This is a genomic window from Flavonifractor sp. AGMB03687, assembly GCF_017811815.1.
Taxonomy (GTDB): Bacteria; Bacillota; Clostridia; order Oscillospirales; family Oscillospiraceae; genus Flavonifractor.
In genome coordinates, this window is sequence record NZ_JADKZI010000004.1 from 317,795 (window position 1) to 332,918 (window position 15,124).

Sequence of the window (15,124 nt, forward strand, 5' to 3'; positions counted from 1 at the left end):
TGCTTTCGTCTGGACGGGGACCGCTGGGCACCTTATTTGGCCGTCTTTGATGCGGGAAAGCCCGCACAGGTGGTCTTGGCGCGTCCGACTCATCGCTTTTCCTCTTTTGGAGGCTTGTCCGCTGATGTTATTCACTCGCTGGATATTCACTTTTCAAGCTGCACAGGGAGAAACGAAAGAACCCCCTCACTCTCTTTGCCGTTGAGCGAGGGGGTTGAGCGGAAATTTTTTTAATTTTCCATAAGTTTGTGCAATTTGACGAGTATCCGCCTTTTGCGGTCATGGATCGTCCGCTGCGGGATGCCGGTTCGCTTGGAGAGCTGACGCTCGCTCAGCCCCTCATAGAACAGGGCGTGGATCAGGGACGCCTCGTCATGCTCCAACTTCCCCATGGCGTTCCGAAGCCGCTGGAGCATATCCTTGTGGGCCAGTTCTTCTTCCAGGGAAGAATCATCAGAGGCAAACTGGATGTGTTCATCTTCACACAGCCGTTCAAAGGAATCCTCCCGGCTGGGCCGGAATATGATGCGGCCAGCTTTTTTGCTGTAGACGGGACGCTCCGTCTTGAGGTCTACCTCTATGTATTTCATCTTACGGTCGCTTTGCTTCAGCACGGCGAGTATCTCGGGCCGGCTCTCGATCCCAGGGTAGAGTTTCGAGTAGTCTGGGTGGTACTTATCATGCTTCGCCATACGGCGTTCCTCCATTCTTCTGAAATTTGAGAAAAATCAAATTTCAGAAGCGGAGGAGAGCGGCACCGTGGACGGTACCGTAAAACAGAAAAAGAGCGGCCGGTTTCGCGCTGATGCGCAAAATCGGCCGCTCTTACAGTCTGTGCATTAAGAAGTCCGCAGAGATTTAGCGGAGCACCACCAGGAGGAGGTTTATCTTTCTGCCTGGTATGGTGTTTATGCCCACTATGATGATGGTGGGGGCTTCTCCCTCTCTTTGTCTTAAAAGCGGTGTGTCTCGGCTGGGTCAGACGGCAGAACAGCTTAATGCGATCAATGGTGTCACCCAAATCGCACCTCTTTCCTTTGTCCGCTCACGCGGCCGGCACACAGGCGGCTACATCATCCCCTTTCTAAACTTGTGGCAGCCCGCTGCTGCCGCCTTGCCGATTCAGAATATTTAATTCATCCGTTGTTTGGTTCCTTCCTTCGCTTTCAGAATCAATGTTTGATAAGAGCTGCTCAACTCGAATTGAAAATAACGCTCATATACTCACAAAAAACAATCCATATTGCACCTCATTTCATGGTATTCGGGGAGATGCTGCTATAGATCCATTGTAACTGGTATATTTCCACTCCCCTTGGAATTACGATGAAATACGCTCAAAAAGGGGAAAACTTATCGACGCAAACCGACAGAAAATCCCCCGAAGCGGTTGCTCCGGGGGATCGACTTATTCTGGGGCTTCAAATTTGTATCCGCCGCCGATGACTGTGCGGATATATCCGCCTTTCGGATCATCCGGTGTCAGCTTGCGTCGGAGCTGGCTGATAATGTTGGCAACCGCTGTCCCGCAGTTTTCGCCGTCTTCCCGCCAGACCGCTTCGTAAATCTGTTCTGCGGTAAACACCCACTTTGGATGACGGGCAAGGTAGGACAGAGTGGCAAATTCCCGATGGGTCAGAAAGATTTCCCTGTCATCCCTGTAAACAATATGTTCGTTTAATCGGATCTCTATGCCGGGAAAGGACAGGACAGATTCCATAGGCTTAATCTTGATCAGAGGCTCCTCATCAATAGAAACCAGTACCGTTTCTGTGATTTTTCCGTCCACCTCACGCCGCATTATAATTTCTACCATTTGAAAGCATTCACTCCTGTGGGATCATCGGTTTATCCTTGTGAATTGGCCGTAATAGCCGCTCCGCTTATGCTGGGATCAAAGAGCTTCACATCCACGCTGCCGTCAGAGGAGTCCACGATATACAGCTTGACGGTAGGCAGGATCTTGTCCAGCGTTTCCAGCAGCAGACGGTACTTTGTGGTGTCCGCCGTGTAGATGGAGGAATTGCTCTGATACTCCTTCAGCATACTGAGGAATTTCTCGGTATCGCCGGTGGCGCGGGACACCTGCTCCTGCTTGTAGGCTTCCGCATTGGAGATCATGCGGTTGGCCTCTGCTCTGGCCTGGGGGATCAGGCTATTGTAATAGCCGTTTGCCTCGTTGATGGAGGTCTCCCGCTCGGACATGGCGTTGGTCACATCCAGAAAGGCGGAGGAGACGGGGTCGGGCGGCACCACATTCTGAATATTGAAGGCTGTGATCTGGATACCGGCATCGTAGCGGTCCAGCGCCTCCTGCGCCAACTCCATCACGCCGTTTTGGGCGGCCACCTTATCAGTGCTGAGGATATTATCCACCGGGACGCTGGCCATGAGCTGCACCAGCGCCGCCTCCACGCTGTACCGCACCAGCTGCTCACTGTTGCCATTCACATTGTAGAGGAACTTTGCCGCATTGCTCACCCGGTAGTGGACGATGGCCTGAGTGGTGATAATGTTTTCATCGGCGGTGAGCAGCTGGATCGCCTGGGGCTCGTCATCGGGCTGGTGGATATGCTCCGGCAGGGTCATTCCGATGTCCGCCCGGCGAACTTCAGAAACATTGACGGTCTGCACCTTGTCAACGGGCCAGGGCAGGCGGTAGTGCAGGCCCTCCGTCACCGTCTGATCCAGTACCGCTCCGAAACGGCGCACCACGGCCTGTTCACCGGGATTGACGACATAGATGCCGGAGAGCAGGTAGACCGCAATCACGCCGCCCAGCACGCCCAGGCCAGCCTTCTTGGGGTTGATATGCCGGAAAGCGTTTTTCAGATCATTTCGGACGGAACCTTCTTTCTTGCCGCCCTTTCCACTTCCCTGGGGTATGGCCGCAAGCCGCAGGAAAAAGCGGTTGACGGTTTCCCGCAGCTGGTCAAGAGAAAATTTCTTCATAGACTGTTCTCCTTGTTAGTTGCCGCTTCCACCGAGATACTTCAAAATCTCCGAGGTAGAAGGCAGGATCAGCGTCGTGTTGCCATCAATGGTCTTTTCGTAGGTTTCCAGAGTGCGGATGAACTCATAAAATTCCGGGTCCTTCTGGAACGCTTCGCCGTAAATGCGGATGGCCTCGGCATCGCCTTCGCCCATGATCTCCTGAACCTTCTGATAGGCTTCCGCCAAAATGAGCTGCTGCTCCTTTTCTGCGTTCGCACGGATGTTAGAGGCTTCCTCGCTGCCCTCGGAGCGGTAACGCTGCGCCATCTGCTCACGCTCGGCGCTCATACGGTCGTAAACGCTCTGCTTGTTAGCCTCCGGGAAGTTGAGGACCCGGATCTGGGCGTCCACCACCTCAATGCCGTACTCCGCAGCCCGCTCCTTGGCATAGGCCACGGTATCAGCGATCATGGTGTCCAGCTCCAGTTTCTCCGCATCTGTATTGACCAACTGCTCCAGCTTATACTGGCCCAACTGGACGCTCAGGCTGGAGGAGAACACATCCAGCAGTCGGGCCTCGGCGCCGATATTGTCCCGCACCGTCTGCAAAAAGAGAATGGGGTCTACGATCTTCCATGTGCCATAGTAGTCCAGAGAGACATTCAGCCGATCCAGGGTCAGCAGCTCGATGGACGAGGTCTGATAGACCTGCACCCGCTTATCCAGCCGCTGGACGGACTGAATGGGATCGGGAAGCTTTATCTTCAAGCCGGCATCCTCCACCACCCGGACAGGCTGTCCAAACTGGGTGACCACCGCATATTCCGTGCTGTCCACCTGATAGATCACGAGAGTCAGAAGCAACAGAATGATCGCCGCTCCGATACCAAAGAGAACCGTCTTCTTGGGTGCGCCTTTTGCCTTTGTCATAAAATCATTCCTCCAAATGATGAAATTGTTCGATGGTGCTTATTTGGAACCGTTGCCCAGCCAGAGTTCCGCATTGTCGACGGAGACATTGCCGCCCAGCAGGAGCTTCTGCACATTGGGCAGGACTTCCTCCATGGCCTCCATATAGAGCCGGAACCGGGTCACACGGGGATAGGAGGCGTAGGCTTCCTGCCGCTGGGAGAAGAGGTCGGCATCACCCTGGGCGGTCTTGATGGTTTCCTCCCGGTAGCCCTCGGCCTCAGCGACCTGCTGGTAGGCGTCGGCCCGCGCCTGGGGGACGATGGTGTTTTGATAGGCTGTGGCTTCGTTGATGTAGATGACGCTGTCCTGCCGGGCGGTGGCCAGATCCTCAAAGCTGGAAAGCACAGCCTCCGGCGGAGCGGCCTCCACAAGCTGGACGCTTACAATCTCCAAGCCAGTCCCGTTCCTGTCCATCGTCTCCTGCAGCGCCTGTTGGACGCTCGATTCGATCTCCGGCTTGCCGTCTGTCAAGGTATAGTCGATGGTGTTCTCTCCCACGATCTGCCGGATACTGGTGGTGGCGCTGGACTGCAGCAGGGCTTCGGAGTTGCTGACATTCAGCAGATAGTCCGCACTGTTTTCTATCTTGTAATGGACAGACAGGTTCACATTGACCAAGTTGGTATCCCCGGTCAGCAGCTCCTGCACGCCAGTCTCTACCTGGCTCACATTCTCCGCCTTCACCAGCGTCACCGTTTCGATGGGTGCGGGGAGCTTATAGTGGATGCCTGGTGTAACGGCGTCATTGACCACGCTTCCGAAACGGCGGACAATGCCGCTCTCGTCCATCTGCACCACATAGATGCCGGAGAGCAGCCAGGCGCACGCCAGTACGCCGCCTATCCCGGCATAGAGCTTTTTGCCTCCGGGGAGTCCATGATGGTGGTGGCCGTGTTCGGCGCCGGTGTCCTCCTCCGGATGGAGCAGCAGATGGAGGTTGGAAGATAGGATCTCATAACCTGCGATCATCAGCAGCACCATGGCGATAATGGCGGCGATTTTGTCCAGGCTCGGCATCCCGAACAGGGAGCCCAGCAGACCTACCAGCACCGCCACGGAACAGTACATATCCATTTTTGAGTGATAGCCGTCCGCAATCAGGCTCTGGGAGCCGGTCTGCTGGCCTACATAGATTTTATAGCGGGCCATGAAGTAGTTGATTCCGATGCCCAGAAAAGCGCCCGCTGCCGCAAAGGGAACATAGCGCAGCTCCGTTGTCTCGCCGCTCAGTGCGTCGGACAGGATCTCCAGTCCCATGTAGAAAATGAATACGGCAACAAAGATCGCCAGGATATGCTCCACCTTTTTGCTGGCCAGCCGCAGTTTTTCCGCACCGTACCGGGCTATCATCAGGCCGATGAACACCACGCTGGTCACGAAGGCGTCGGTCATGGAGTGCCATGCGTTGGCGGCCAGTCCAACACTCCCGGACAGATCAGCCAGGAAAAAGCGCAGAGCGATCAAAATCACATTGGCAATGATCGTAATGAGCAGAGTTTTTTCTTTTCGTCCCATATGGGCCTCCTTCATTGATTTTCAAGCGAATTGCGCAAAGCCGTAATCGCCACCTCCAGCTGTTCCAGCGAAGGCTCTCTGGTGGTGATGTGCTGCAGCCACAGCCCCGGCGCAGTCAATATACGCAGCAGGAGATTGCCGGGATGTCTCCCGGAGAATCGGATGATCTCATAGCCGACACCGGAAATCACAGGGAAAAAGAGCAGTTTCGTCAGTACCCGCTCCCAAACACTGTTCCATGAAAAGATTGGGAGCGAGTAAAACAGGATACCGACAAAGATCATCATAAACAGAAAGCTGGTGCCGCAGCGGGGATGGAACCGGGTATGCCGGGCGGCGTTTTCCGGCGTCAATGGCTCTCCCGCCTCGTAGCAGGCCACCGATTTGTGTTCCGCCCCATGGTATTCAAATGTCCGGCGCATATCGGGCATCAGAGAGGTCAGGAGCAGATAGGTCAGCAGGACGCATATCCGAACCAGTCCCTCCACGATGTTTTTCAGCCAAACGCTGTCCAAAGGCAGCAACCGGCCTCCCAGCTTGACGACCGATGCGGGCAAAAGCATAAAAAGCCCCACGCTCAGCACAACGGCAAATATCCAGACAGCGGCAGTGAACAGCCGTTCCGATACGTGAGAAGCTGTTTGCTCCGGCTCCGGGTCGGTCAATACAACTGAAATGGAAAGGACGCGCTGGCCCAAGGCAAGCATTTGACAAAAGTTGATAAAGCCCCGGATGAGCGGAAGTCCTAAAATGGGGTGCCGCTTTCCCAACGGCTGGAACAGAACGAGCTCCGTCTGGATGCTCCCGTCCGGGCAGCGCACAGAAACTGCGCAGCGGCCCTCCGCTTTCATCATCACGCCGTCCAGTACGGCTTGACCGCCCACGGCTCCCAGCCTCGGATTTTGCGGATTGCTCACGATGCCGCCCCCTGTTCCGTCTCCTTGACCAGCCGCCGCAGGGTTTTGTCGTAGATCACCAGATTGGCCCGCTCCAGCAGGGTGTTTTGCATATCCGCCTCCAGCTGCTCATGCTGCTGGGCCTGCAAATGGGCCTTGATGGTATCGGCTACTTCCTCAAAGGTCTGCTGGCGTTCTTCGGTGCGATCCCGCACCTGAATGATATAGTAACCGCCGTCGTACTCTACAATGGGACTGGTCTCACCAGCGGCCAGCGGCTCAATGGCCTGCGCCAGCGGCTCGACCAGATCCTCCGCGTGGAAGGAACCGGAGATCTGCCCGCCGTTGGAGGCGGCGGAGGAGTCATCGGAATACTGCCGCGCAACCGCGGCAAAGTCCATGCCGCCCGTCAGAGCGTCCAGGGCGCTGTTTGCCTTGGTGCGGGCATCCTCCTTCTTCTCTCCGTTTGTTCCCTGGTCGATCCAGATCAGATTTAACTGGAAGGTAGCGGGAACGACCATGTCTGCCTGGTTTTCCTCATAGAATTGGCGGACTTCCTCCTCTGTCGGCTCGATCAACTGGTCGTCCACCTCGTCTTGATGCAGGATCTGAGCCAGATAGCGGATACGAAGTTCCTCCATGCTGTGATCCTCTCCTGTGTCGGAGCCGTCGCCGCTTTTCTCCAAAAGCAGTTCCTGTGCGATAATCTGCTCCAAAAGCTGCTGTTTCATCTCAAAGCTGGAGAACTGCCGCTGGTAGGCCGGAGACAGCTCCTGAAACTCGGTATAGAAGTCTCCCAGTGTGTAACGGCGGCTGTGGATGCTGAACAGAGTCTCGGTCTTTCGCGTCTCATATTCACGCGCCGTATTCTCCGATAACAGCGTCCATGTGATCTCTTCCTGGACTTCGGACAGGGGCCGCACTCCCGCGCTGGACAACTCCTGCAGCTCCAAAATACTCCAAGTCCCATCGCCGTTGTCAATGGGGTCACTGGTTTGACCGGCTTTCAACCGCCATAAGGCGGTTTCCTTTGCCTGCGGACCGGCCCCCTTTTCTATGGAGCCGTCAACCGCACCGCCGTTGGAGGCGGCCACACTGTCAAAGCTCTCGCCGGAGCGCAGCTTGCGGCCGGCTGCGGTGGCCTGGGATCCAGCATCATCGCCGGAAAATTTGATCTCACGGAATTTTGCGGCAGGGGCCGTTTCATAAGAGGACTGATTGGCCTGGTAGTAGGCGTCGATCTCCGCCTGTGTAGGCTGGGCCACTTTCAGCAGATCAAAGTTTACCTGCAAGCCCGCCGTTTTCTTCAGCTCATCCAGATATTCGGCAAAAAAGTCCTCGTCCTTCTGCGCTGCCAGCGTCTGCCGGATCTCGTTCTCCACCTCCGACAGCGTCTTTCCGGCGTATTCGCTCTGATTGCTGTCGTAGTATTTCTGCACCTCCCAGCTGGAAATGGACTCTGGGGAGATGTTCTCCTCATGGAGCTGGGAGACATATTGGGTGACCATGGCGTCGTTAAGCAGGTCAGACATCCCATGCCGCACATCGGAACGCTGGGTGATCCCGCTGCTCTCTGCCCAGGAAACGATCATCTGCTCCGTGGCCAGCCTGGAAACCATCTCCCGATAGCCCTCCAAGGTGTGGACGGGGTGGGCCTCGCACTCCTCGTCCGGCGTACATTTTGAATGGTCATAGCCGTGGGTGGGGCAGATGATATGCTCCCGCTCTTTGGCGTTTTCCACTGCGATAAAGGCGTTTAGTTCATCCACCGTGATGATCTTTCCATCATAGGAGGCCACCACATCGGGGCTGGGTGGTTCCGGCTCCCGCGTGAAAAGGAATCCGGTCCCCACAACGGCCACCGCCGCAACGCCAATCATGGGGAATATCCAGCGCCGCTTTTTTCTGGGGGGTGGCGGGCTTTTTTTAGGTGAGATCTCTGCGGGAACACTGCTCAGTTCATCGGGTTGTTCCGCCCGGCCCCACTCTGATTCTCTGACTTCCCGCTCCAGTTGAGTTTCTCCATCTGGAGAAACATCCTCCTCTGTTCCGTCCCGAATGTTCTCCTGCTTGCCGGCACGCTGAGATTTCGATTTGAAGCCCAGCGCCCCCAGCATATCGGACAGCGCGGAGGGCTGTTCCTCCTCCTGGGGCTGCCGAGGTCTGTTTTTTTCTTCCATATTGCTCCTCCAAATCCTGGTGGCTTTCTACCAGAAAGTTTAAGGAACAAATGTGGGGATTTTATGAGGATGAAAAATCTTCATAAAATCCCCACATTTCGCGGGTAAACTTCAAACCGTACATCCAGGAAGGGGCGCCCCGCCTCCAGACTGGTATTTTTCTTACAGGTTGATTGTTACCGTTTTGTAACTATTGAAAGGAGGACTTCTCTCGCATATGCCCTTCAAGAAAAAGAAATTGATGATCTCGGCAGCTTCCATTGCATCGTTTGCGCTTATAATGACTTTGACCTTCGGACTTCTCTATACGCCTGCCTATGCGGTCAGCATGGATGGCGAACAGTTGGGCGTTGTATCCGACACGGAGACTGCACAACGGGCTGTGGAATCCGCACAGGCCGAGGTGGAAAATGCCATAGGCGTGTCCGCTGTCATTACGGATGACATCTCCATCGGCTGGACAATGGCCAGCAAAAATGATCTTGTTTCGGAAGAAGAACTGACCGAGCGCCTGTTGGAGCAGGTGGAGGAGATCCGGGAGGGCTATGTCCTCTCTGTAGGTGGACAAGCGGTAGGATTTTCCCCAGACCGGGAAACTTTAGATTCCATGCTGGACGAGCTCTCCGCCCCATATCAGAATGAAAGTACCAAGGAGGTGCGCTTCGAGCCAGAGGTTTCCATTGAATATGGTCACGCATCCACTGAAATTCCCGATGACCCGGAGCAGATTTATGCGGCGCTTACCGCAAACTCTGTGGAGGCGGCCTCTTATACTGTAGCGGCCGGAGACACCTTTTCGGAGATCGCCGCAGGTCTGGATATGCGGCAGAGGGAGTTGTCCGAACTGAATCCATCCGTTGACCCGGATGTGCTGATGATCGGGGATGTGCTGAATATCCGGCGGGCAGTCCCGTTCCTCGCCGTTGTTACAGTGGATGAGGTCACCTATACGGAGCCGATCCCGGCTCCGGTAGAGTATGTGGAGGACGATTCCCTCTATGAAGGCGACTCCAATGTACTGTCTGAGGGCGAGGAAGGCGAGAACTGGATCCGTGCCGAGGTGACTTATCAGAATGGCACGGAGATCGCACGGACGGTTTTGGAGGCCGTGGTCCAGAAAGAGCCGGAAAAGAAAGTGGTAGCCACTGGGACAAAGGAGCGGCCTGCCACGGCATCCAAAGGCACCTACATCTGGCCGGTAGACGGTACCGTCACCTCGTCCCCTGGCAGTCGGACTCTGTTTGGAAGCACGAATTATCACTCCGGACTGGACATTGCCGTTCCTTATGGCACGAAGGTCAAGGCCGCTGACGGCGGAACCGTCAGCTTTGCCGGCTGGAAAGGGGACTACGGCAATCTGGTCATCATTACCCATGACGATGGAACTCAGACCTACTACGCCCACAACTCCAACCTGTTGGTTTCCGAGGGCGATTCTGTTTATCAGGGACAAGCCATTGCGGAGGCGGGTTCTACCGGGCGCTCCACCGGGAGCCATTGTCATTTTGAGGTGCGGGTGAACGGAGAGGTGCAAAATCCCTATGATTATCTCTGAATGTGAGATGAACAAAAATGGTTTCCTTTGAACTGTCCATTTTGGACTGGATACAGACATCCCTGCGCTCCGGCTTTGGCGATGTGTTTTTCCCAATCATCACAACTTTTGCGGATGAGGGGATCGGCTGGGTGCTTTTGTGCGGTATCCTGATATTGATCCCGAAAACGAAAAAGCTGGGCGGTGTCATGTTTCTTGCCATTATCATAGAGGTGCTGGCCTGCAATATCATTCTCAAGCCTCTGGTGGCAAGGCCCCGCCCCTTTATGTTGAACTCGGCTGTTCAGCTGCTCATTCCCGCTCCAGAGGACTATTCTTTCCCCTCCGGACATACGGCGGTTTCCTTTGCTGCGGCATCTGTGCTGCTGTTTCAAAAAAGCAAGGGGTGGCTGCCTGCGCTTCTGATGGCCGGACTGATCGCCTTCTCCCGGCTGTACCTCTATGTCCATTTTCCCACAGATGTCATTGCCGGTGCGGTGATCGGGATCGCGGCCGGGGCGCTGGCCTGCCGGCTGTGGGCATTCTGTGAAAAGCGATTGTCGAAAAAAGTGCAGAGGCGGTGATTTTTTGTAATGATGAAGATGCTGTAAGCTGGACATTGACATACCGATCCCTACACATCATCTGTTTTGGAAATACTTTTTTCCCTTTTGGAAAGAAGGCATCGTGAAGGATTGACTTCTTTCCATAAATCCATCATACTGAAAAGGGTTTTAGCCTTTTCAAGAATAATTAGGAGGTCCTTTCCATGAAACATAACATCCGGAAGCTTGTGGTGGTTCCCGCAGCATTGCTTATGACGGCGGCACTTTCTGTCGGTGCTTTTGCAGCAGACGCATCTGCCGGCTACTGCACACAGGATCACGACCACAGTATCCACAGCAGCTGTACCTTGGATCACGACCATGCGGCCGATGCCATCTGTACGCTGGAGCATGACCACGCTGTTGACGCCGCCTGCACCTTAAATCATGATCATGCGGTGGACGCAAGCTGCTCTGCGGTCCATGACCACGCCACCCATGCGACCTGCACCAAGACACATGACCACAGCGGAGATGGAACGACATCCGGGCATCATGGCTCCTCTCACGGAACGAAAACCGGTGGAAGCAGCAGACACGGTGGTTCCCACCACTAAGGGAAAACAAACAGGCGGGCAGCACTGCCCGCCTGTTTTCGTATCAATTATGTTTCATCCAACGAATGTGAGGAGTTTCCATGAAGTGTTTTAGACGGCTGTTGTCATGGGACAGTTTCTTTGCGGTCTATTTTCTGGGCTATCTGGCCGCACTATTTTATGTGAGTATTCGCATGGAAAGAGTTTTGGAAGGCTTGTGGGATCTGGGAAGCGTCTGGCCCATATTTGGCGCACAGCTTATATTTACCGCCTTTTATGCCTCTCAGATGAAACGAGTGGACACAAGCCGGATTGCCAGAGCCGTATCAATGGCTGGATACCTTTATTTCTGCTTCTTGCTGTATTCCGTTTGCCTGCTGCTCTGCGCTGATCTTTTGAACTTGCTTGCCGGAGCGTTACTCTCCTGCCTTATCGACATCCATGTGTTCCTATGGAGCATAGCTTTTATAATTGCCGCAGGCGTAACGCTCTATGGCAGCCTCCACGCTCGGCAGTTCCGCCATGTGTCCTACACAATACCTTGTGGAGCCCGCTTAGACAACTCTTGCAGGATCGTGCTGTTGAGCGACCTCCACATCGGACTATTTGTGGGAACCCGGCATATTGCAAAAATGGTGGATGAAGTCAATGGATTGCACCCGGAGCTGGTCGTGATCGCCGGGGACATTTTCAATAATGGCTCTGTCGGGGAGTGCTGGGAACTGGAGAGCATCTGCGGCAGTCTTCAAAACCTCCGGACAACACAGGGCGTATTTGCCGTTCTGGGAAATCATGATCCATCTCCAGCGGACAAGCAGCTTCAAGCATTTTTCAAAAACGCCGGGATCCATTTACTTCTGGATGACAGCGTGGAATTACCGGAGATCTGTCTCGTTGGGCGGGATGATCTCTTGCGGAGCGGCGGGAAGCGTTTGCCGCTGGCTGAACTGCTGGCCTCTGTCACAGGAGATAAACCGGTGGTCGTTATGGATCACAGTCCAGACGGCTTTGAGGAAGCGGCTCAGTGTGGAGCCAGCATGGTTTTGAGTGGCCACACCCACCGGGGCCAGTTTTTCCCCGTGACCTTGCTCACAAAGCTGTTTCATCCGCCAGGGCATTTCTATGGGCATACCCAGTTGAGAAACACACATGGCATTATCTCAGCCGGAACTGGTTATTTTCAACTGCCCATCCGTGTCGGAACAGACAGTGAAATCGTCACAATAGAACTAATACCATAATTCTATCCACTATTTCTCCGCAAGATGGGACAACCCTGTTTCAATGATCGGCCATATATTCTGCTCAGGCAGAGAATAGAATATCTGTCTGCCAACCCTGCGCTGTGCCACTATTTTGTGGGCCTTCAAAATGTTCAGCTGGTGGGAAACCGCCGATTGCGTCATCCGTAACCGCTCTGCAAGCTCCGTCACGCAAGTTTCCTGCTCATGGAGGATAGCAATCAGTCGGATGCGGGTGGGGTCGCCCAACACACGGAAAAAATCTGCCATCGCCGGCACAAACTTAGGATCGCAAGGGCAGTGATGTTCCTTCTGATGATTCATTTGATGGTTGATGGAAAGGGCGCGGCCAAAGTAGTGGCCCGCGCCCTTTCTCTCCTTTTTACAGATTATGAACCCGCAGGGCTCTAATCGCATTCAAGACCGCGATCACGGTGACGCCCACATCGGCAAAAATCGCCATCCACATATTGGCCCGGCCTATCGCACCCAGAGCAAGGCAGATAAACTTGACCACCAGAGCCAGAGTGATGTTCTGATAGACGATGGAGATGCACTTCCGGGAGATCTTGATGCCCTTTGCGATTTTCATGGGGTCATCATCCATCAGAACCACATCCGCCGCCTCAATAGCCGCATCAGAGCCCATAGCGCCCATGGCGATGCCGATGTCCGCCCGCCCCAGCACGGGGGCGTCGTTGATGCCGTCGCCCACAAAGGCCAGCTTCGCCTTCGGCGGCTTTGCGGCCAGCAGCTTCTCCACTTGGGTCACCTTGTCGCCGGGGAGCAACTCGCTGTGAACCTCGTCCACGCCCAAATCGGCTGCCACACGGTCCGCCACCCGCTTGGCATCGCCGGTGAGCATGACGGTCTTTTCCACTCCGGCCTTTTTCAGTGCGGAGATAGCTGCCTTGGAGTTGGGCTTCTCGATGTCGGAGATCAGGATGTGTCCGGCGTATTCGCCGTTGATGGCCACATGGATGATGGTGCCAACCGAGCTGCAATCCGCATAGGGGATGGCCAGACGCTGCATCAGCTTCGCATTGCCGGCGGCAACCTCAACGCCGTCCACCTTGGCGATCAGTCCATGACCGCTGATCTCCTCGATATCGGTCACACGGCTGCGGTCGATTTCTTTCCCGTAGGCTCTCTGCAGGCTCTTGCTGATGGGATGGGAGGAGGAACACTCGGCCAACGCCGCGTATTCCAGCAGCTTTTCTTCCTCCATGGTGTTGTGGTGGATGCCGTTGACCTCAAACACGCCCTGAGTCAGAGTGCCGGTCTTGTCAAACACCACCACCTTGGTCTGGGACAGGGTCTCCATATAGTTGGAGCCCTTGATCAGAACGCCCTCCTTGCTGGCGCCGCCAATACCGGCGAAGAAGCTGAGGGGAACGCTGACCACCAGAGCGCAGGGGCAGCTGATGACCAGGAAGGTCAGGGCGCTATAGATCCAGTTAGCCCAGTTAGCGGGATTGCCCATCAGCATATTTCCGATGGGGGGCAGCACCGCCAACAGCAACGCGGCGATACAGACCAACGGCGTGTAGACCTTGGCGAACTTGGAGATAAAGTCCTCCGACTTGGATTTCCGGGAGCTGGATTCCTCTACCAGTTCCAGAATCTTGGATACAGTAGACTCACCAAACTCCTTGGTGGTTCGGATCTTCAGAACACCGGTCATATTGATGCAGCCGCTGATGACCTCGTCATCCACAGCGGCCTCACGGGGCAGACTTTCACCAGTCAGTGCGGAGGTGTTCAAGGCGGAATTACCCTCAATGATGATGCCGTCAATGGGGACTTTTTCGCCGGGCTGCACCACGATCACAGTGCCGATCTCCACTTCGTCCGGATCTACCTTTTCCAGCTGTCCGTTCCGCTCAATATTGGCGTAGTCCGGTCGAATGTCCATGAGAGCGGTAATGTTTCTACGGCTCTTTCCTACGGCATAGCTCTGGAACAGCTCACCCACCTGATAGAACAGCATGACGGCGATGGCCTCGTTGTAGTCGCCGCTCTTTTCATAGATGGCCAGTGCGATGGCGCCGATGGTGGCCACCGCCATCAGAAAGTTTTCGTCAAACACCTGGCCGTTCAGGATGCCCTTCACGGCCTTCCTCAAAATGTCATAGCCGATAATTAGGTAAGCGGCCATATAAAGCGCCGTTGAGAGTCCCATGGGCAGCGCCAGGAAATTCAACGCAATCATCATTGCCGCCGCAATCAAGATGCGTACCAGCATGATCGTTTGCTTTTTTGTCACGGTATAACCCCCTTTAATTTATTGATTGCTCAATCATTTAATACTTTCTGTGAAAGACGCGCCCCTTTCGCCTGATGCGTCCGGGGCGCTTGCGGGTCAAAGTTCAATCTCGCAGTCAGGCTCCACCTTCTTGCAGGCTTTCAGGACTGCCTGCATGACCTCCTTCGGCTCCTGGCCATCCTGAAACTCCACGATCATCTTCTGGGTCATGAAGTTAACGGTGGCGGCGGCGACGCCGGGGGTCTTTCTGGCGGCGTCCTCCATCAGATTGGCGCAGTTGGCGCAGTCAACTTCGATCTTATAGGTCTTTTTCATCGGAATAGCTCCTCTCGAAATTGTTGGATTTATCAATCAAGCACTTGTTTAATTGATGTGATTGTAGTATGATGGATTCGCGGCGGGAAGTCAATGCCTTACGCTGCCTTTCTTCCAAACCGGCAAAAAG

Annotated in this window: 13 protein-coding genes; 4 read left to right on the forward strand and 9 right to left on the reverse strand. The window is 54.8% G+C overall.

Annotated elements, in window-relative coordinates:
• Positions 1–230 precede the first annotated feature (230 nt).
• From J9789_RS10770 to J9789_RS10800, 7 genes are all read right to left on the reverse strand, one after another.
• Positions 231–692 (reverse strand): sigma factor-like helix-turn-helix DNA-binding protein, encoded by a 462-nt coding sequence (locus tag J9789_RS10770; protein WP_209345225.1) that lies wholly within the window; start codon positions 690–692, stop codon positions 231–233.
• A gap of 716 nt (positions 693–1,408) precedes the next feature.
• Entirely contained in the window at positions 1,409–1,816 is a 408-nt protein-coding gene (locus J9789_RS10775; RefSeq protein ID WP_209345227.1) for a winged helix-turn-helix domain-containing protein, read from the reverse strand.
• Between the two features lie 32 nt (positions 1,817–1,848).
• Positions 1,849–2,952 carry an FtsH protease activity modulator HflK gene (gene hflK / locus J9789_RS10780; protein WP_209345229.1) on the reverse strand — a complete coding sequence of 368 codons (1,104 nt, stop codon included), beginning with the start codon at positions 2,950–2,952 and terminating at the stop codon, positions 1,849–1,851.
• Between the two features lie 15 nt (positions 2,953–2,967).
• Positions 2,968–3,864 carry a protease modulator HflC gene (gene hflC, locus J9789_RS10785; RefSeq protein WP_209345231.1) on the reverse strand — a complete coding sequence of 299 codons (897 nt, stop codon included), beginning with the start codon at positions 3,862–3,864 and terminating at the stop codon, positions 2,968–2,970.
• A 39-nt stretch (positions 3,865–3,903) separates the two neighbouring features.
• Positions 3,904–5,421, reverse strand: a complete 1,518-nt coding sequence (gene hflK, locus J9789_RS10790; protein ID WP_209345233.1) for an FtsH protease activity modulator HflK — start codon at positions 5,419–5,421, stop codon at positions 3,904–3,906.
• An 11-nt stretch (positions 5,422–5,432) separates the two neighbouring features.
• Positions 5,433–6,338 carry a DUF1385 domain-containing protein gene (locus J9789_RS10795; RefSeq protein WP_209345237.1) on the reverse strand — a complete coding sequence of 302 codons (906 nt, stop codon included), beginning with the start codon at positions 6,336–6,338 and terminating at the stop codon, positions 5,433–5,435.
• Positions 6,335–8,497: a peptidylprolyl isomerase gene (locus J9789_RS10800; protein ID WP_209345241.1), complete on the reverse strand. Its 2,163-nt coding sequence runs from the start codon at positions 8,495–8,497 to the stop codon at positions 6,335–6,337. The genes J9789_RS10795 and J9789_RS10800 overlap by 4 nt, the downstream gene beginning before the upstream one ends.
• A 217-nt stretch (positions 8,498–8,714) precedes the next feature.
• On the opposite strand from J9789_RS10800, the gene J9789_RS10805 reads away from it, so the two are divergent.
• The 4 genes from J9789_RS10805 (at position 8,715) to J9789_RS10820 (ending at position 12,413) form a co-directional block, all read left to right on the forward strand.
• Positions 8,715–10,052 carry a M23 family metallopeptidase gene (locus J9789_RS10805; RefSeq protein ID WP_209345244.1) on the forward strand — a complete coding sequence of 446 codons (1,338 nt, stop codon included), beginning with the start codon at positions 8,715–8,717 and terminating at the stop codon, positions 10,050–10,052.
• 17 nt (positions 10,053–10,069) lie between these two features.
• Positions 10,070–10,615, forward strand: a complete 546-nt coding sequence (locus tag J9789_RS10810; RefSeq protein ID WP_209345247.1) for a phosphatase PAP2 family protein — start codon at positions 10,070–10,072, stop codon at positions 10,613–10,615.
• A 185-nt stretch (positions 10,616–10,800) separates the two neighbouring features.
• The gene (locus J9789_RS10815) at positions 10,801–11,193 is read left to right on the forward strand and encodes a hypothetical protein (protein ID WP_209345249.1); all 393 of its coding nucleotides are present in this window, start codon (positions 10,801–10,803) and stop codon (positions 11,191–11,193) included.
• 80 nt (positions 11,194–11,273) lie between these two features.
• On the forward strand, positions 11,274–12,413 hold the full coding sequence (locus J9789_RS10820) for a metallophosphoesterase (RefSeq protein ID WP_209345251.1): 1,140 nt from the start codon (positions 11,274–11,276) through the stop codon (positions 12,411–12,413).
• Between the two features lie 382 nt (positions 12,414–12,795).
• Here J9789_RS10820 and J9789_RS10830 read toward each other — a convergent pair whose 3' ends face one another.
• Both J9789_RS10830 and J9789_RS10835 read right to left on the reverse strand, forming a co-directional pair.
• The gene (locus J9789_RS10830; protein ID WP_209345255.1) at positions 12,796–14,679 is read right to left on the reverse strand and encodes a heavy metal translocating P-type ATPase; all 1,884 of its coding nucleotides are present in this window, start codon (positions 14,677–14,679) and stop codon (positions 12,796–12,798) included.
• 96 nt (positions 14,680–14,775) lie between these two features.
• Positions 14,776–14,994: a cation transporter gene (locus J9789_RS10835; protein WP_209345257.1), complete on the reverse strand. Its 219-nt coding sequence runs from the start codon at positions 14,992–14,994 to the stop codon at positions 14,776–14,778.
• Positions 14,995–15,124 lie beyond the last annotated feature (130 nt).

Bases quoted from the DNA above. Each gene is read 5' to 3' on its own strand.
- J9789_RS10820 (WP_209345251.1), top strand. From the start codon at position 11,274: ATGAAGTGTTTTAGACGGCTGTTGTCATGGGACAGTTTCTTTGCGGTC.
- J9789_RS10805 (WP_209345244.1), top strand. From the start codon at position 8,715: ATGCCCTTCAAGAAAAAGAAATTGATGATCTCGGCAGCTTCCATTGCA.
- J9789_RS10810 (WP_209345247.1), top strand. From the start codon at position 10,070: ATGGTTTCCTTTGAACTGTCCATTTTGGACTGGATACAGACATCCCTG.
- hflC (WP_209345231.1), bottom strand. From the start codon at position 3,864: ATGACAAAGGCAAAAGGCGCACCCAAGAAGACGGTTCTCTTTGGTATC.
- J9789_RS10835 (WP_209345257.1), bottom strand. From the start codon at position 14,994: ATGAAAAAGACCTATAAGATCGAAGTTGACTGCGCCAACTGCGCCAAT.
- hflK (WP_209345229.1), bottom strand. From the start codon at position 2,952: ATGAAGAAATTTTCTCTTGACCAGCTGCGGGAAACCGTCAACCGCTTT.
- J9789_RS10800 (WP_209345241.1), bottom strand. From the start codon at position 8,497: ATGGAAGAAAAAAACAGACCTCGGCAGCCCCAGGAGGAGGAACAGCCC.
- J9789_RS10770 (WP_209345225.1), bottom strand. From the start codon at position 692: ATGGCGAAGCATGATAAGTACCACCCAGACTACTCGAAACTCTACCCT.
- J9789_RS10775 (WP_209345227.1), bottom strand. From the start codon at position 1,816: ATGGTAGAAATTATAATGCGGCGTGAGGTGGACGGAAAAATCACAGAA.
- hflK (WP_209345233.1), bottom strand. From the start codon at position 5,421: ATGGGACGAAAAGAAAAAACTCTGCTCATTACGATCATTGCCAATGTG.
- J9789_RS10815 (WP_209345249.1), top strand. From the start codon at position 10,801: ATGAAACATAACATCCGGAAGCTTGTGGTGGTTCCCGCAGCATTGCTT.